We start from the raw sequence: 17,376 nt of genomic DNA, 5'->3' as shown, positions 1-17,376 counted from the left end.
AGGGCACCTGAAAGCAGAGGAGTATCCATATCATTTTTGCATAGACTCACGATAAAACGATATTTTTTATTCTTTTTCCGCTGTGGCGTAATCATAAAAAATGAATTTATCCGGAGAAGACCATGCCACGCCCACTCGACCAGACTGATACCGATTTGAACGCTGAAAACCTGCTGCGCTTGCCAGCCGAGTTTGGCTGCCCGGTGTGGGTCTACGACGCGCAGATCGTTCGCGAGAAGATCGCCGCTCTGCATCAGTTTGACTTGGTGCGCTTTGCTCAAAAGGCATGCTCCAATATTCACATTCTGCGCCTGATGCGTGAGCAGGGCGTGAAAGTGGATTCCGTTTCACTGGGCGAAATCGAGCGTGCGCTGGTGGCCGGGTTTGATCCGAAAACCGATCCAGATGCGATCGTCTTCACTGCCGATGTGATCGATGATGCGACGCTTGCGCGCGTACATGAATTGCAGGTACCGGTGAATGCCGGGTCTGTGGATATGCTTGAGCAGCTAGGCCAGGTTTCACCAGGTCATCGCGTCTGGTTACGCGTGAACCCGGGTTTTGGTCATGGTCATAGCCAAAAAACCAACACCGGCGGCGAAAACAGCAAACACGGTATCTGGTATGCCGATATGCCAGCCGCGCTTGACGTGTTGCAGCGTTATAATCTGAAGCTGGTCGGCATTCATATGCACATTGGCTCTGGCGTGGATTATGCACATCTTGAGCAGGTCTGCGGGGCGATGGTGCGTCAGGTTGTCGATTTTGGTCAGGACCTGGAGGCGATCTCCGCAGGTGGCGGGCTTTCTATTCCTTACCGTGAAGGTGAAGAGGCGATCGATACCGATCACTATTACGGTCTGTGGAGCGCCGCGCGTGACCAAATCGCTGCGCATCTGGGTCACGCTGTGAAGCTGGAAATTGAGCCGGGGCGTTTCCTGGTTGCCGAAGCCGGCGTGCTGGTGGCGCAGGTTCGCAGTGTGAAAGAGATGGGCTCACGTCATTTCGTGTTGATTGATGCCGGTTTTAACGACCTGATGCGTCCGTCCATGTACGGCAGCTATCACCATATAACGGCACTGGCTGCCGATGGTCGCGATTTAACGCACGCGCCGCGCCGTGAGACAGTCGTTGCGGGGCCGCTGTGCGAATCGGGTGACGTGTTCACTCAGCAGGAAGGTGGCAAAGTGGAAACACGTGCGCTGCCAGAGGTCAAACCTGGCGATTATCTTGTGCTGCATGATACTGGTGCGTATGGGGCTTCTATGTCATCTAACTACAATAGTCGCCCGCTGCTGCCGGAAGTGTTGTTTGATCACGGCAAGGCACGGCTGATCCGCCGTCGCCAGACCATTCAGGAACTGCTGGCGCTGGAACTCATTTGATTAAAGTACGGCCCCGTGGTGACCGAATCGCGAAGTACCAGCGTGCCGGTAAACGGCGGGATCGCATCGACAGGCTGGTTTTTTGCCAGCCTGATGGCCTGATCGATAGCGGTGACAATCATATTGTCGATGGGCAGATAAACCGATGAAAGTGCAGGTTCCAGCCATTTTGCGCTTGGGGCATCGTCAAAACCGAACAGCGAAATATCCTGCGGGATCTTAAGCCCCGCCTGGTGTAACGCTTTGGATGCACCCAGCGCCATATCATCGTTACAGGCAAACAGGGCGCTAAACGACACGCCATCGGCAATGAGCTCTTTACACAGCTCATATCCCCGCGTCATTCCCGCATCGCCATACTTTACCCGGCGTTCGTCCAGACGAATGCCGTGCTTTTCCAGAGCCTTACGGTAGCCCATCAGTCTCGCTTTCCCGGTTGGGGTATGGATCGGGACGGTGATACAGGCGATCTCCCGGTGACCCTGATTGATCAGGTAATCCACTGCCTTAAAGGCAGCATCCTGTTGTTCGAAGAACACACAGCGATCCGGCGCCTGGCTGACTTCACGGTTGATAACCACCAGCGGGGTTTGCACGGTATTCATCAGTTTGATGATCGCTTTTTCGCTCATATAACGCGTGTACAGCACAATGGCATCACATTTGCGATCGGCCAGCATCTGCACTGCCTGTTCTTCCTGCTCTGGTGCGTCGTGTCCATCCGTGACGATCAGCTGTTTCCCGTGGGTTTCGGTCTGCCGTGATGCCTGTTGCAGAAGGCGACCAAAGTAAAAACCATCGAAGGTTGAGACGACCAGACCAATGCTGTTGCTGGTCTGGTTAGCCAGTGAACGCGCGAGAAAGTTCGGGCGGTAGCCCAGCTCTTCCATCGCAGCAAACACCTGCTGACGCGTACTCTCTTTAACCTGACCTGTGCCGTTCAGTACGCGCGATACCGTGGCCTTCGACACGCCCGCACGCAGTGAGACATCCAGCATTGTTGCCATTCTACATTCCTGCTTCCACGTAATGGTCTGCAGTTTAACACAGACCTCGCAGCGTATAAGCGATGCGGGGGACGCAAAACTTCTGCCACGATCACGCTTTTTGGTAACGATCCGCCCGCCGACATAACGGCCTGCCCGCAGTCAACGAAAATGGCCGGGTTCTGGTAAAATAGTGTACAAACTGGCCGGGGGCATCAGGCCTGAGCATCGAACTGAAAAACACAGGTAAAACATGGATAAGGCTGACATTCTGCCGCTTTACGCCGCACCGCAGTATGCGGAGCAAGTGACCGACTGGATCTGGCACGCCTTTGGTGAGGGGCTTCCCCGGGCGTTTTTTCATAGCATTGTTGAGCACAGCCAGACGCCGGGTGCTTTGCCATTGACCTTTATTGCTGTGCAAAACGAACAGCTTCTCGGCACTGTGGGGCTCTGGCGTTGCGATCTGATCACCCGGCAGGATCTCTTCCCGTGGCTGGCGGCGTTGTACGTTGACGACGCGGCGCGTGGTAAAGGGTTAGCCGGGAAACTCCAGCAGCATGTTATGACCTATGCTGCTCAGGCCGGGTATCGCGAGCTGCATTTGTGGTCTGCCTGCCGTGACTTCTATGAACGTTACGGCTGGCAGTATATTGGCGATGCACTGGAGTACCCGAATAAAACGGTACACCTTTATCGCTATTCCTCTCCTGCTTCTGCTGGCGATGCTACGGAGTGACGGCGCACTAAGGTCGGGCTGAAGAGATGGGTAATGTCCGGTGGCTGGCGTTTCTCAGCCAGGGCTAACGCCAGCTCTGCGGCCTGCGTTGCCATCGTGATGATAGGATAACGTACCGTGGTCAGGCGCGGGCGCACGTAGCGGGAGACCAGCACATCATCGAAACCAATGAGTGAAATTTCTGACGGCACCTCAATCCCGTTGTCATTTAGCACCCCCATTGCCCCGGCGGCCATGGAGTCGTTATAACAGGCAACGGCGGTGAAATTTCGTCCACGGCCAAGCAGCTCAGTCATAGTCTGCTCACCGCCGCTCTCATCCGGCTCACCGTAGGCTACCAGGCGGTCATTACACGGGAGACCGTTTTCGCGCAAGGCATCGTAGTAACCTTGTAGCCGATCTTCCGCATCAGAAATGGGATGGTTTGAACAGAGATAACCAATTCGTGTGTGTCCCTGTTGAATCAGATGACGGGTCGCGAGCCAGGCACCATAGCGGTCATCGAGCGCCACGCAGCGTTTTTCAAACCCGGGAATAATACGGTTGATGATCACCATGCCGGGGATCTGCTTCATCAGATGAATAAGTTCGGTATCGGGAAGCATTTTGGCGTGAACAACCAGCGCCGCGCAGCGGTGGCGGATAAGCTGTTCGATGGCCTGGCGTTCTTTTTGTTCATTATGGTAGCCATTACCGATCAGCAAAAAATTGCCTGTCTGATAAGACACTTGCTCCACCGCTTTAACCATCGCGCCGAAAAAGGGATCAGACACGTCACCCACAACCAGCCCAATGGTTTCAGTGGACTGCTGGGCCAGCGCGCGGGCATTGGCATTGGGATGGTAGTTCAGGGATTCCATGGCGTTTTGCACAGCCTGGCGTGATGCGTCACTGGCTTTTGGCGAGTCGTTAATCACGCGCGAGACGGTTGCCACCGAAACTCCTGCCAGACGGGCCACATCCTTTATTGTCGCCATTAAATACCTTCTTAGTGGGGGTAAGCGTTTACACACCCGGTAGTGTTGCGGAAAAGTGGTGCGCATTCAAGGGGAGTGGATTTCAGTTCTCCACAAACGTGACGCAGCACAACCCTGACGGTGTAATCGTTACACGACCAGTCATGTCTGAATAATGTCAATCTGAACCTTTAGTTACACTTTGCCTCAGGCTGTTGCGATTGTCCGATAGCGAGGACGTGAAAGAGGTTGGTAGAGTTGAGATCCCAGAGGTATTGATTGGTGAGAATTCTTAGTACGGTTTCGTACTCATCTCTTGCACCAACCTGCGCGGATGCGCAGGTTTTTTTTCGCCTCCACTTTAGCTGTCGCTCCAGTATCACTTCTCGTGTAATCTGCCACCATTTACTATCAACCCTCCACACTGGCTGGCAAAGGGAGTTGAGATGCTATTTGGGTTCTTCCGTACACTTTTTCGTATTCTTTTTCGAATCCGCGTCACTGGCGATGCCCAGGCGCTTCGCGGCGAACGCGTTCTTATCACACCAAACCATATTTCCTTTATAGATGGCATTTTACTGGCGCTGTTTTTGCCTGTGCGTCCGGTGTTTGCGGTTTATACCTCCATCAGCCAGCAGTGGTATATGCGTTGGCTCACACCGCTGATTGATTTCGTGCCGCTCGACCCGACTAAACCGATGATGATTAAACATCTGGTACGTCTGGTGGAGCAGGGGCGTCCGGTGGTCATTTTCCCTGAGGGACGCATCTCGGTGACGGGCTCGCTGATGAAAATCTACGACGGCGCGGGGTTTGTGGCGGCAAAGTCAAAAGCCACCGTGGTGCCACTGCGTATTGAAGGGGCGGAGTTAACCCGCTTCAGCCGTCTTAAGGGACTGGTAAAGCAGCGCCTGTTCCCCAAAATAACGCTGCATATTCTGCCGCCAACCTCGTTACCGATGCCTGACGCACCGCGTGCCCGCGATCGTCGTAAAATCGCGGGTGAAATGCTGCACCAGATTATGATGGAAGCGCGTATGGCCGTTCGTCCGCGCGAAACGCTCTACGAGTCCCTCCTTTCCGCACAATACCGCTATGGGGCGAAGAAAAACTGTATCGAAGACATCAACTTTATCCCGGATACCTATCGCAAACTGCTGACTAAGACCCTGTTTGTGGGCCGCATTCTGGAAAAATACAGTAAGAAGGGTGAAAAAATTGGTCTGATGCTGCCTAACGCGGGCATCAGCGCTGCAGTGATTTTTGGTGCCGTTTCGCGTGGTCGTATACCGGCGATGATGAACTACACGGCGGGTGTGAAGGGGCTGACCAGCGCCATCACCGCCGCTCAGATTAACACTGTTTTTACCTCTCGACAGTTCCTGGATAAAGGCAAGCTCTGGCATCTTCCCGAACAGCTCACCCAGGTGCGCTGGGTCTTCCTGGAAGATCTGAAAGCAGACGTGACCACTGGCGATAAGCTGTGGATTTTTGCGCACCTGCTGATGCCGCGTCTGGCGCAGGTCAAACAGCAGCCGGAAGATGATGCGATTATCCTCTTTACCTCTGGTTCGGAAGGTAACCCCAAAGGTGTTGTCCACAGTCACAAGAGTATTCTGGCGAACGTCGAGCAGATCAAAAGCATTGCTGACTTTACTGCGAAAGACCGTTTTATGTCGGCGCTACCGCTGTTCCACTCCTTTGGGCTGACGGTGGGGCTGTTTACGCCGCTGCTGACCGGTGCTGAAGTGTTCCTCTATCCAAGCCCGCTGCATTACCGCATTGTGCCGGAGCTGGTGTATGACCGTAACTGCACCGTCCTGTTCGGGACATCTACTTTCCTGGGTAACTATGCGCGTTTTGCCAACCCGTATGATTTTTATCGCGTGCGGTATGTGGTAGCTGGCGCAGAAAAGCTGCAGGAGAGCACGCGTCAAATCTGGCAGGACAAGTTTGGTTTGCGCATTCTTGAAGGCTATGGTGTGACCGAGTGCGCACCGGTGGTTTCGATTAACGTGCCGATGGCGGCAAAACCGGGTACGGTTGGCCGAATTCTGCCGGGGATGGATGCGCGCTTGCTGGCCGTGCCGGGCATTGAGGACGGTGGCCGTCTGCAATTGAAAGGACCAAACGTGATGAACGGTTATCTGCGCGTGGAAAACCCGGGTGTGCTGGAAGCGCCGACGGCGGAAAACGTTAAGGGTGAGGTTGAAACGGGATGGTACGACACCGGCGATATTGTCCGTTTTGATGAACAAGGTTTTGTGCAGATCCAGGGGCGTGCAAAGCGCTTCGCCAAAATTGCCGGCGAAATGGTCTCTCTGGAAATGGTTGAGCAACTGGCGACGGCCGTCTCCGCGGATAAGATTCATGCGACCGTGGTGAAGAGTGATGCCAGCAAAGGTGAGGCGCTGGTGCTGTTTACCACTGACAGTGAGCTTAAGCGCGACAGGCTACTTAGCTATGCGCGTGAACATGGTATCCCTGAACTGGCGGTGCCGCGCGATATTCGCTACCTGAAGCAGCTCCCGGTGCTGGGGAGCGGGAAGCCCGATTTCGTGACCCTGAAAGGCATGGTTGAAGAGGCGGAACAGCAAAATGCGTGAGTCAGTACACACTAACACATCGCTCAGATCAAAAGGCATGATGGCGGTCATCGCCGCGCAGTTTCTCTCTGCGTTCGGTGATAACGCGCTGTTGTTTGCCACTCTGGCGCTGCTGAAAGCCGAGTTTTATCCGGACTGGAGCCAGCCGATCCTGCAGATGGTGTTTGTGGGCGCTTACATTATCTTTGCCCCCTTTGTGGGGCAGGTGGCGGACAGTTTCCCGAAAGGCCGGGTGATGATGTTTGCTAACGGCCTGAAATTGCTGGGTGCCGCAAGCATTTGTTTTGGTTTTAATCCGTTCATTGGCTATACGCTGGTGGGGATTGGCGCTGCCGCTTACTCCCCGGCGAAATATGGCATCCTCGGGGAGCTGACAACGGGTGATAAGCTGGTGAAAGCCAATGGTCTGATGGAGTCTTCCACCATTGCGGCCATCCTGCTCGGCTCCGTTGCGGGTGGGGTGCTTGCCGACTGGCATGTGCTGGCCGCTCTGGGGGTCTGTGCGGTGGTGTATGGCGGGGCGGTTGTGGCTAACCTGTTTATCCCGAAGCTGCCAGTTGCACGCCCGGGACAATCCTGGCGCTTTAAGCCGATGACCGGCAGTTTCTTCAACGCCTGTCGCGTGCTGTGGCGTAACGGTGAAACGCGCTTCTCCCTGATGGGAACCAGTATGTTCTGGGGAGCGGGTGTCACGCTGCGCTTCCTGCTGGTGCTATGGGTGCCGGTGGCGCTGGGTATCACCGACAATGCGACTCCAACCTACCTTAATGCGATGGTCGCAATCGGGATTGTTGTTGGTGCGGGGGCGGCAGCGAAACTGGTGACGCTTGAGACGGTGGCGCGCTGTATGCCGGCAGGGATCCTTATTGGCGTAGTCGTGCTTATTTTCTCGCTGCAACACGCGCTATTGCCAGCTTATGCCCTCCTGATCCTGATTGGTATTCTGGGTGGATTCTTCGTGGTGCCGCTGAATGCGCTACTGCAGGAACGTGGCAAGCAAACTGTCGGTGCAGGCAACGCCATTGCGGTACAAAACCTGGGTGAAAACCTGGCGATGCTGTTGATGTTGGGACTTTACTCGCTGGCGGTAAAAGTGGGCGTGCCGGTGGTGGGGATTGGCGTCGGGTTTGGTGGGCTGTTTGCGCTGGCGATTGCTGGCTTGTGGATCTGGCAGCGTCGGCGTTGAGTTCTTTGCCGGGTCAGGCGAAGCCGCCACCCGGCAAAAGCGTCCAGCTATGGTGCCGGGTATGTATATACCTGATGCACCGCTTCAATCTCCGCTAACACCTCTTCACTCAGGTTCAGATGGAAACTCTCAATGTTGGTTTTCAACTGTTCCATAGTGGTCGCGCCCAGTAGGGTGCTCGCAACAAACGGCTGACGCCGTACGAAGGCCAGCGCCATCTGCGCCGGATCAAGACCGTGACGTTTCGCGATATCTACATAGGCTGCAACGGCTTTCTGCGTCTGCTCGCCGCTGTAGCGGGTAAAGCGGCTAAAGAGGGTATTACGCGCGCCAGCCGGTTTCGCGCTGTTCAGGTATTTCCCCGTCAGCGTGCCAAATCCGAGACAGGAATAGGCGAGCAGTTCCACTTCTTCATACTGCGTCACTTCGGCCAGTCCCACTTCATAGCTGCGATTAAGCAGGCTGTACGGATTCTGGATGGTAACGATACGCGGCAGATCGTGTTTATCCGCCAGGTGTAGGTAACGCATCACACCAAAGGCCGTTTCGTTAGATACGCCGATGTAGCGGATTTTACCCGCTCGCTGGCACTCGGTCAGCGCTTCCAGCGTTTCCAGTAGCGTAACGGCAGGGGCGCTCTCATTCCAGCTGTAGCCGAGTTTACCAAAGCAGTTTGTTGGACGCTGAGGCCAGTGAACCTGGTACAGGTCGAGATAATCTGTTTGCAGGCGCTTCAGGCTGGCATCGAGCGCGGCACGGATATTCTTGCGATCGAGGATCTGATTTGGACGGATCCCAGCATCGTTATTACGTGCGGGGCCGCTGACTTTCGACGCAATGACCAGCTTTTCACGGTTGCCACGTTTTGTCAGCCAGTTACCGACGTAGGTTTCGGTAAGCCCCTGTGTTTCCGGACGCGGGGGGACAGGGTACATCTCTGCGACATCAATCAGGTTAATCCCCTGGCTGACGGCATAATCGAGTTGCGCATGGGCATCGGCTTCGCTGTTTTGTTCACCAAATGTCATCGTGCCCAACCCCAATTGGCTTATCTCCAGAGAGCTGTGGGGGATACGGTGATAATGCATAGCCGGCTTCCTTCAATAGACATGTAGACCGCGTCAGGAACTTCCCGACAAAGGAATATAAACATGGCAGAGGGGAAGCAAAAGGGGAAGAGAAAAATCAAAAAGGCCAGCAAGTGACTGACCTCTCTCTGTTTATCGCTCGATAATTTGTGAGACTTCGTCGCGGTTGATCTGCATTTTATTGCCTTCCTGGTCACGATAGCTGACCAGACCGGTATCATCATCGACTTCGGGTTTGCCGTCGGTCAGGATCATCCGACCATCTTTTGTCGCCATGACATAATCACTGCTACAGCCCGATACTGCAAACGCTAAGCCGACTGCTGAAATTAACACTGCCCATTTTTTCATCGTTATCGTCCTCACCTGGCTGGTATCAAATCATAGTGTAGTATTAACCCGATATGCCGGCAGGAGGAAGCGGTAAAATCTTAAAAACCAGATGATTATGTTTGGGATCTCTCAAAATGAGTAAAAAACTATGTTTTCAGTAAAAAATGGCGTGCAAGCAGCGCACCGGTGAAATTCTTTTTGAGATAAAAGCCGCGCGGTAACGTTAGTATTGGCTCGCCCTGCGCACCGATCGCCTCGGTAAGCGCTTTACTGTTGGCTGCCTTCGGACGCAGCTGTAACACTTCCCCGTGTCGGGCTGTGATGCGCTCTACCTGGCCAAGAACGATCATATCCATCAGTTCCTCCCAGTCCAGACGCAATTGATGCTCCTCCTCTTCATTCGGGCTCCAGAGCACCGGAGCACCAACGCGACGCTCGGCCAGGGGAATGTGGCGTTCACCTTCAACCGGTACCCAAAGCACGCGTTTCAGCTTATGACGAACGTGGCTGGTTTCCCATGTCACACCGGTATTGCCGGTTAATGGCGCAACGCAGACAAAGGTGGTCTCAAGTGGCTTCCCCTGGCTGTCTATGGGAATGGTTTTTAACTCTACGCCAAGAGCCGCAAAATCTTGCTCTGGTTTACTCCCCGCACTGGCACCCAGCCACAGTTCAAGCAGCATGCCCGTCCAGCCTTTATCCCGTTTCAGATCCTTCGGGATCGGAATCCCGGCCATTGCCGCCAGCTCGCCCAGCGAAAAGCCAGCCAGGCGTTGAGCCTGCTGGAGCAACTGGCCTTCGCTGGATGGAGGTGAAAGCAAGGGTGTAAGCGGATGCATGAAGATAACCTTTTGATTAAAAAATAAACGAAGAAATTGTCCCCTGTGGATAGAGTTTAACTTTTTCTGTACGAATATTCCATGTGTATGATTTATATGTTTTTTTATTAGTTTGAAATCGTTTCACCTGAGAAGAAAAACCGGTTGTTCAAATCTGGTCACTGACAATGAACAGGATCTTACACCATGTTATCCACAGAAAAATGGGATAACTGGGCATAACCCTGACTACTGTTTCAATTTACAGCCTTGACGTGCGATGAAAATCGAATTTTCAGACAATTTGTGCCTAACTTATTGGCACAATCTGTGGATAAAACCGACGCTGTTCGATCTTTCATCAGCGCGACGATCCCTGATGTGATGATCGTCACGCTATTCTGTGTTTTGTTTGTGGTAACACACTTAACTACATGAAAATAATGTCATTATATAATATTGATGAAAGCGGGGCGCTGACGGGGATTGAGGTTGTTCATCGGTAATCAGACACTTTTTCACAACTATATCCACAGAAAAGGTGAATAAAAATCCCTTTGCTGGCTCTTATCTGTTTATAACTCAGCACTTATTTGTGAGTTATTCAAATGTTATTAGGTTGCAGGCCTGTAAGAGAGTGGTTTACCGCCTCCCTGTAGTGTGAAACAATCATTCATATATAAGGTTTAGTTTGGGGTAGTCCGGTGATTGATGACGATGGCTACCGCCCGAACGTAGGAATAGTAATTTGTAATCGTCAGGGCCAGGTAATGTGGGCCCGGCGATATGGTCAGCACTCCTGGCAGTTCCCGCAAGGCGGGATCAATCCAGGAGAGTCCCCAGAACAAGCGATGTACCGGGAGCTTTTTGAAGAGGTCGGTTTAAGCCGAAAAGATGTTCGCATCCTGGCTTCGACCCGCAACTGGTTGCGTTACAAGTTACCGAAACGTTTGGTGCGTTGGGACACAAAGCCGGTTTGTATCGGCCAGAAACAGAAGTGGTTTCTGTTGCAGTTGGTGGGCAACGATTCAGACATCAATATGCAAACCAGCAGTACGCCGGAGTTTGATGGTTGGCGCTGGGTAAGCTATTGGTATCCTGTTCGTCAGGTCGTGTCATTTAAACGCGATGTTTACCGTAGGGTGATGAAAGAGTTCGCAAGTGTGGTAATGCAGCTTCAGGAGATCCCCCCTAAGCCGCAGAGCGCACCTGCCTGGCGACGTAAAAGAGGTTAAGCTACGCAAATCATGCTCACCCGCTTGCGAGAAATAGTCGAGAAGGTGGCCAGTGCTCCGCGTCTCAATGAGGCGCTGAACATTCTGGTCACTGACATCTGTCTTGCGATGGAGACCGAGGTCTGTTCGGTGTATCTGGCCGACCACGATCGGCGCTGCTATTACCTGATGGCAACCCGTGGTTTGAAAAAACCACGCGGACGCACCGTAACGCTCGCATTTGATGAAGGTATCGTGGGTCTGGTTGGGCGGCTGGCTGAACCTATCAACCTTGCCGACGCGCAAAAACACCCCAGTTTTAAATACATCCCTTCCGTAAAAGAGGAGCGCTTCCGCGCGTTTCTTGGTGTGCCGATTATCCAGCGTCGCCAGTTGCTTGGTGTGCTGGTTGTTCAGCAGCGTGAGCTGCGTCAGTACGATGAAAGCGAAGAGTCTTTCCTCGTTACCCTGGCCACGCAGATGGCGGCGATCCTCTCCCAGTCTCAGCTTGCCGCTCTTTTCGGTCAGTATCGCCACACGCGCATTCGCGCCCTTCCGGCATCGCCTGGTGTGGCGATTGCAGAAGGCTGGATGGACGCCACACTGCCGTTAATGGAGCAGGTTTACGAAGCCTCAACGCTTGATGAAGCGCTTGAGCGCGAGCGTCTTACTGCTGCGCTGGAAGAGGCGGCGAATGAATTTCGTCGTTACAGCAAACGCTTTGCCGCAGGTGCGCAAAAAGAGACGGCGGCCATTTTTGATCTCTATTCACACCTGCTTTCCGATGCGCGTTTGCGTCGCGAGCTTTTTGCGGAAGTGGATAAAGGCTCGGTCGCGGAGTGGGCCGTTAAAAAGGTTATCGAAAAATTTGCCGAGCAATTTGCGGCACTGACTGATGGTTACCTGAAAGAGCGGGCGGGAGATCTCCGAACCCTGGGACAACGACTGCTGTTCCATCTGGATGACACCATTCAGGGGCCAAATGCCTGGCCAAAACGGTTTGTGCTGGTCGCCGATGAACTCTCCGCGACGACGCTGGCTGAGCTGCCTCAGGACAGGCTGGCCGGTGTGGTAGTGCGCGATGGTGCCGCCAACTCACACGCTGCCATTATGGTGCGTGCACTGGGTATTCCTACCGTGATGGGCGCAGATATCCAGCCGTCAGTGCTGCATCGACGCACGCTGGTTGTCGATGGCTATCGCGGTGAGCTGTTGGTTGATCCTGAGCCGGTTCTGCTCCAGGAATACCAGCGTCTTATCAGTGAAGAGAACGAATTAAGCAAGCTGGCAGAAGATGACGTTAACCTGCCCGCACAGCTAAAGAGCGGTGAGCGGATCAAAGTCATGCTCAACGCCGGCTTAAGCCCTGAGCACGAAGAAAAGCTTGGCAGTCGCATTGATGGTATCGGCTTATACCGCACCGAAATCCCGTTCATGCTGCAAAGTGGGTTCCCCTCAGAAGAAGAGCAGGTTGCGCAGTATCAGGGAATGCTGCAAATGTTTAACGATAAACCTGTCACCCTGCGTACTCTGGATGTCGGCGCTGATAAACAGCTGCCCTATATGCCGATCAGCGAAGAGAACCCGTGCCTGGGCTGGCGTGGGATCCGCATTACGCTCGATCAGCCGGAGATCTTTCTGATCCAGGTGCGCGCCATGCTGCGCGCGAATGCCGCGACGGGCAATCTCAGCATTTTACTGCCGATGGTCACCAGCATTGATGAGATCGACGAATCGCGGCGCTTGATCGAACGTGCTGGCCGTGAAGTCGAAGAGATGATTGGCTACGCGATCCCGAAACCGCGGATTGGGGTGATGCTCGAAGTGCCGTCTATGGTCTTCATGTTGCCGCAACTGGCCAACCGGGTTGATTTTATCTCTGTCGGCACGAACGACCTGACGCAATATATCCTGGCCGTCGACCGTAACAACACCCGTGTCGCCAGTATCTACGACAGCCTGCACCCGGCGATAATCCGCGCGTTAGCGATGATCGCTCGTGATGCGGAACAGTACGGGATTGATTTACGCCTGTGTGGTGAAATGGCCGGGGATTCAATGTGCGTCGCGATCCTGATTGGTCTGGGATACCGCCATCTGTCGATGAACGGTCGCGCCGTTGCACGTGTGAAGTACCTGTTGCGGCATATTGAAATCGACGATGCCCGAGAGCTGGCTGAACGCAGCCTGGAAGCGCAACTGGCTACTGAAGTCCGTCATCAGGTTGCTGCGTTTATGGAACGACGCGGTATGGGCGGCCTGATCCGCGGCGGGCGCTAATCATCTTTCTCCCTCTCCCTGTGGGAGGGGGGCACCAGCGCGCATAAAACCCTATACACATCTTTTACATCTCTGGCGCATCCTCCGCGCCCGCCTTATGCTATGATTCGCAACTTTGGAGCCTCTGCTTACGGCAGAATCGCATTTCTACCGCTGTCCACTTTCAGCGGAATAACAACATCTTGTGGTGACAGATGAACAGTGGTTATCTGCATTTTCCGGAATTTGATCCGGTCATTTTCTCAGTAGGACCTGTTTCGCTTCACTGGTACGGTTTGATGTACCTGGTGGGCTTCATTTTTGCCATGTGGCTCGCTGGCCGTCGCGCCAGCCGTCCTGGCAGCGGCTGGACCAAAAACGAAGTTGAAAACCTGCTGTATGCGGGCTTCCTCGGCGTGTTCCTCGGTGGCCGTATTGGGTATGTGCTGTTCTATAACTTCCCGGTATTCCTGAACGATCCGCTCTATCTGTTCCGCGTGTGGGATGGTGGTATGTCCTTCCACGGCGGCCTGATCGGCGTGATTCTGGTGATGGTTATTTTTGCTAAACGCACCAAACGCAACTTCTTCCAGGTTTCAGATTTTATCGCACCGCTGATCCCGTTTGGTCTCGGCGCTGGCCGTCTGGGCAACTTTATCAACGGTGAACTGTGGGGGCGCGTTGACCCAAGCGTGCCGTACACGATGCTCTTCCCGGGCTCCCGCGCAGAAGATATCGCGCTGCTGCCATCACACCCGGAGTGGCAGTCCATTTTTGATACCTATGGCGTTCTGCCGCGCCATATGTCCCAGCTTTACGAACTGGCGCTGGAAGGCGTGGTGCTGTTTATCATCCTGAATCTGTTTATCCGCAAACCGCGTCCGATGGGGGCTGTTTCTGGCCTGTTCCTGATTGGCTACGGTGCGTTCCGTATCATCGTCGAGTTCTTCCGTCAGCCAGATGCACAGTTTACCGGCGAGTGGGTGCAGTACATCAGCATGGGGCAAATTCTCTCCATTCCGATGATTGTCGCGGGTGCCATTATGATGATTTGGGCGTATCGTCGTCGTCCACAGCAACAAATTTCCTGAGGAACCATGAAACAGTATCTTGAATTGATGAAAAAAGTGCTCGCTGAGGGCACGCCGAAAAACGACCGTACCGGTACCGGCACGCTCTCCATTTTTGGCCACCAGATGCGCTTCAATCTGCAAGAAGGCTTCCCTCTGGTGACGACAAAGCGCTGCCATCTGCGCTCGATCATTCATGAACTGCTCTGGTTTCTGCAAGGCGATACCAACGTTGCGTATCTGCACGAAAACAACGTCTCAATCTGGGACGAATGGGCAGACGAAAACGGCAATCTGGGCCCGGTTTACGGTAAACAGTGGCGCGCATGGCCAACGCCTGATGGCCGCCATATTGACCAGATCACCACCGTGATGAACCAGCTGAAAAACGATCCGGACTCGCGTCGTATTATCGTTTCCGCCTGGAACGTAGGGGAACTGGATAAAATGGCGCTGGCCCCGTGCCACGCGTTCTTCCAGTTCTACGTGGCAGACGGCAAGCTCTCCTGCCAGCTCTACCAGCGCTCCTGCGACGTGTTCCTCGGCCTGCCGTTTAACATTGCCAGCTATGCGCTGTTAGTCCACATGATGGCGCAGCAGTGCGACCTGGAAGTGGGCGATTTCGTCTGGACCGGTGGGGACACCCATCTTTACAGTAACCATATGGAACAGACGCATCTCCAGCTGACCCGCGAACCGCGTGCGCTGCCGAAGCTGATTATCAAACGCAAACCGGAGTCTATCTTCGACTACCGCTTTGATGATTTTGAGATTGAGGGCTACGACCCGCACCCTGGCATCAAAGCGCCCGTCGCTATCTGATGTAGCAAAGCGTGACACAACCGGTGCTTTTTAGCGCCGGTTTTTTTTCGCCTTCATCCCGTTTCACGAAGCGATATCCAGAAAGCGTGCAACACGCTGCAACTCGGTCGATTCTCTGGATAACGACTCGGAAAACAGCAATCCGCTGCTCGTCACTTTCACGGCACTTCGCCACACTCCCGGTATGAAAAAAGAGAATGGTTTTACGCTTATCGAAACACTGGTAGCGATTTCGTTGATTGTCATCCTCAGCGCGTCAGGGTTATACGGCTGGGACAGCTGGCAACGACAGCAGCGGCTGTGGCAAACCGCCAGTCAGGTTCGCGATTACCTGGTGTTTCTGCGCAACAATGCCAACCGGCACAACCGCGACCATCAGGTAACCCTTCAGCGGATTGGAGGCAGGGACTGCCTGGTGAGCTCAGTTATGAAGAGTTGCGAGAAGGGAAGTCCCTTTGTGCTGATGCCACTCTGGCCTGAAGTCACGGTGAGTGAACTAACACCGTCATTAGGGTTTTATGGATTAAGAGATACGGCATGGGCAGGGCGGATACGCGTACAAAGTCGAGCAGGAGAATGGCTGATTATTGTCTCAAATGGAGGACGCATCAGAATGTGCAAAAGTTCAGGGGACGGTTCATGTCAATGAGACAGCGCGGTTTCTCACTGATTGAAGTGCTGATTGCTACGGCGATCAGCAGCCTTTTGCTGGTAAGCGCATCGCGTTTTTTACCCGGGTTGCAGCGGGCTGTACTACTGCAATCCGGCCAGCGAGAGCTGGAAGAAGAGGTCTGGCAGCGCCTGTTCGCCCTCGGTAAACATCTTCAGCGCGCAGGATATTGTGCCGGAAACTGTCAGGGACAAGGGCTGGTGATTGGCAGGGAAGGGAGCTGTGCCATTGTACGGTGGGATGCTAACAGTAACGGCAATTGGGATAACACCGCATCAGAAAATGACAGCACCGGTTTTCGTCTGGAAGCAGGAGCGCTGGAAATGCTGCGTGGGGCAACTTCGTGTGAAGGAAAGGGATGGGAAAAGCTCACCGAACCAGACAAGCTTGTGATCCTGCACTTTATGGTGCGTAAAGTTGAGCATGCCGGTTTTGCACCAGAGTTGAATATCGAACTCACCGCCAGTCGTAAAGGTGAGCAGGGGGAGCCATATCAGACTGTATATCAGGTCACGGGGTATAACCTGTGAGCCGTCAGCGTGGAATGTCTTCGCTGGCCCTGGTTTTGCTTTTACTGGTGCTCGGTACCCTGATCCTCACGGGGCTCAACCAGCAACTCACAACGTTTAGTGCGCTCGTGGGTGATGAGAGCCGTTCACTCCAGCAGCAGGCGTCTGTGCAATCTGCACTTGAGTGGGGACGCGTTCAGGATTGGTCGTCAGAGCCCCAGATTCAGTGCAAAAAGGCATCGTCATGGCGAGTTTGTTTGCGGCTATTAAGTGAGAAGGATGTTTTGCTCATTGCTGGAGTCAACGACCTGCTGCTCTGGCGCACAGGAGAGATAATCGACGGCAAGATTCGCTTCTCGCCTCACGGTTGGAGTGATTTTTGTCCGCTAAAGGGGAGTGTGTTATGCCTGTTGCCATGAACAAAGAAAGAGGGTTTAGCATGGTTGAAGTTCTCCTGGCGATGATGCTGATGGTGATAATCGTGACCGCACTGTCAGGTTACCACCGGGCACTGGCGACGCGGTTCACCTTGTTTAGCCAATATCGTCAGCTCTGGCACCATGCCTGGAACCAGTCCCAGCTCTCAACAAATGCGCTACCGGAAGGCTGGCAGGCCAACCGGGGGCAGACAACGCTCGCCGGATGTGTCAGCATCACGGTTACACTTATTTCTCCTCTGGGGCGACGCGGTGAGATAACGCGTCTGCATTGCCCGGTTAGCCAGTAGTCGGGAGC

Annotated in this window: 17 protein-coding genes; 12 read left to right on the top strand and 5 right to left on the bottom strand. The window is 54.0% G+C overall.

Annotation, left to right across the window (positions count from 1 at the left end; translation table 11 throughout):
- Positions 1–122 precede the first annotated feature (122 nt).
- Complete coding sequence (lysA, locus tag AAHF05_RS18345) at positions 123–1,385, top strand: diaminopimelate decarboxylase (protein ID WP_129323663.1); 1,263 nt, start codon at positions 123–125, stop codon at positions 1,383–1,385.
- On the opposite strand, the gene AAHF05_RS18340 is transcribed toward lysA, so the two are convergent.
- The gene (locus AAHF05_RS18340; RefSeq protein ID WP_049006174.1) at positions 1,355–2,392 is read right to left on the bottom strand and encodes a LacI family DNA-binding transcriptional regulator; all 1,038 of its coding nucleotides are present in this window, start codon (positions 2,390–2,392) and stop codon (positions 1,355–1,357) included. The genes lysA and AAHF05_RS18340 overlap by 31 nt on opposite strands.
- A gap of 232 nt (positions 2,393–2,624) precedes the next feature.
- Here AAHF05_RS18340 and AAHF05_RS18335 point away from each other — a divergent pair, with 232 nt between their 5' ends.
- Positions 2,625–3,110 carry a GNAT family N-acetyltransferase gene (locus AAHF05_RS18335; protein ID WP_129323662.1) on the top strand — a complete coding sequence of 162 codons (486 nt, stop codon included), beginning with the start codon at positions 2,625–2,627 and terminating at the stop codon, positions 3,108–3,110.
- Here the strand turns inward: AAHF05_RS18335 and galR are convergent.
- Entirely contained in the window at positions 3,071–4,087 is a 1,017-nt protein-coding gene (galR, locus tag AAHF05_RS18330) for an HTH-type transcriptional regulator GalR (RefSeq protein ID WP_049006176.1), read from the bottom strand. The two genes, AAHF05_RS18335 and galR, sit on opposite strands and share 40 nt — an antisense overlap.
- Before the next feature lie 425 nt (positions 4,088–4,512).
- Here galR and aas point away from each other — a divergent pair, with 425 nt between their 5' ends.
- Together aas and lplT are read left to right on the top strand one after the other, a co-directional pair.
- A complete protein-coding gene (gene aas, locus AAHF05_RS18325; RefSeq protein WP_129323661.1) occupies positions 4,513–6,672 on the top strand; it encodes a bifunctional acyl-ACP--phospholipid O-acyltransferase/long-chain-fatty-acid--ACP ligase in 2,160 nt (719 codons plus the stop codon).
- Complete coding sequence (gene lplT, locus AAHF05_RS18320; RefSeq protein ID WP_028016918.1) at positions 6,665–7,858, top strand: lysophospholipid transporter LplT; 1,194 nt, start codon at positions 6,665–6,667, stop codon at positions 7,856–7,858. The genes aas and lplT overlap by 8 nt, the downstream gene beginning before the upstream one ends.
- Before the next feature lie 47 nt (positions 7,859–7,905).
- Here lplT and AAHF05_RS18315 read toward each other — a convergent pair whose 3' ends face one another.
- The 3 genes from AAHF05_RS18315 to mutH all read right to left on the bottom strand — a co-directional run bounded on the left by AAHF05_RS18315 (position 7,906) and on the right by mutH (position 10,118).
- Positions 7,906–8,946: an NADP(H)-dependent aldo-keto reductase gene (locus AAHF05_RS18315; RefSeq protein ID WP_374936407.1), complete on the bottom strand. Its 1,041-nt coding sequence runs from the start codon at positions 8,944–8,946 to the stop codon at positions 7,906–7,908.
- A gap of 132 nt (positions 8,947–9,078) precedes the next feature.
- Entirely contained in the window at positions 9,079–9,297 is a 219-nt protein-coding gene (locus AAHF05_RS18310) for a YgdI/YgdR family lipoprotein (RefSeq protein WP_114978579.1), read from the bottom strand.
- Positions 9,298–9,425: 128 nt separating this feature from the next.
- A complete protein-coding gene (gene mutH, locus AAHF05_RS18305) occupies positions 9,426–10,118 on the bottom strand; it encodes a DNA mismatch repair endonuclease MutH (RefSeq protein WP_129323659.1) in 693 nt (230 codons plus the stop codon).
- Between the two features lie 683 nt (positions 10,119–10,801).
- Here mutH and rppH point away from each other — a divergent pair.
- From rppH to AAHF05_RS18265, 8 genes are all read left to right on the top strand, one after another.
- Positions 10,802–11,332, top strand: coding sequence for an RNA pyrophosphohydrolase (gene rppH, locus AAHF05_RS18300; RefSeq protein ID WP_013098553.1), 531 nt, complete (start codon positions 10,802–10,804; stop codon positions 11,330–11,332).
- 12 nt (positions 11,333–11,344) lie between these two features.
- Positions 11,345–13,591, top strand: a complete 2,247-nt coding sequence (gene ptsP / locus AAHF05_RS18295) for a phosphoenolpyruvate--protein phosphotransferase (RefSeq protein ID WP_028016914.1) — start codon at positions 11,345–11,347, stop codon at positions 13,589–13,591.
- A gap of 194 nt (positions 13,592–13,785) precedes the next feature.
- Complete coding sequence (gene lgt / locus AAHF05_RS18290; RefSeq protein ID WP_023309046.1) at positions 13,786–14,661, top strand: prolipoprotein diacylglyceryl transferase; 876 nt, start codon at positions 13,786–13,788, stop codon at positions 14,659–14,661.
- Between the two features lie 6 nt (positions 14,662–14,667).
- The gene (gene thyA / locus AAHF05_RS18285; RefSeq protein ID WP_129323658.1) at positions 14,668–15,462 is read left to right on the top strand and encodes a thymidylate synthase; all 795 of its coding nucleotides are present in this window, start codon (positions 14,668–14,670) and stop codon (positions 15,460–15,462) included.
- A 184-nt stretch (positions 15,463–15,646) separates the two neighbouring features.
- Positions 15,647–16,111, top strand: a complete 465-nt coding sequence (locus AAHF05_RS18280) for a prepilin peptidase-dependent protein (RefSeq protein WP_108090390.1) — start codon at positions 15,647–15,649, stop codon at positions 16,109–16,111.
- Positions 16,102–16,662, top strand: a complete 561-nt coding sequence (locus AAHF05_RS18275) for a prepilin peptidase-dependent protein (protein ID WP_129323657.1) — start codon at positions 16,102–16,104, stop codon at positions 16,660–16,662. The genes AAHF05_RS18280 and AAHF05_RS18275 overlap by 10 nt, the downstream gene beginning before the upstream one ends.
- On the top strand, positions 16,659–17,060 hold the full coding sequence (locus AAHF05_RS18270; protein ID WP_129323656.1) for a DUF2509 family protein: 402 nt from the start codon (positions 16,659–16,661) through the stop codon (positions 17,058–17,060). Before AAHF05_RS18275 ends, AAHF05_RS18270 begins: the two co-directional genes overlap by 4 nt.
- Positions 17,045–17,368, top strand: a complete 324-nt coding sequence (locus tag AAHF05_RS18265) for a prepilin-type N-terminal cleavage/methylation domain-containing protein (protein ID WP_128347306.1) — start codon at positions 17,045–17,047, stop codon at positions 17,366–17,368. The genes AAHF05_RS18270 and AAHF05_RS18265 overlap by 16 nt, the downstream gene beginning before the upstream one ends.
- Positions 17,369–17,376: the final 8 nt, after the last annotated feature.

Source organism: Enterobacter adelaidei (genome assembly GCF_041937165.1).
GTDB classification, from domain to species: Bacteria; Pseudomonadota; Gammaproteobacteria; order Enterobacterales; family Enterobacteriaceae; genus Enterobacter; species Enterobacter adelaidei.
Note: the sequence above shows the minus strand (reverse complement) of the source record. Positions and strands in the feature narration are given on the sequence as shown.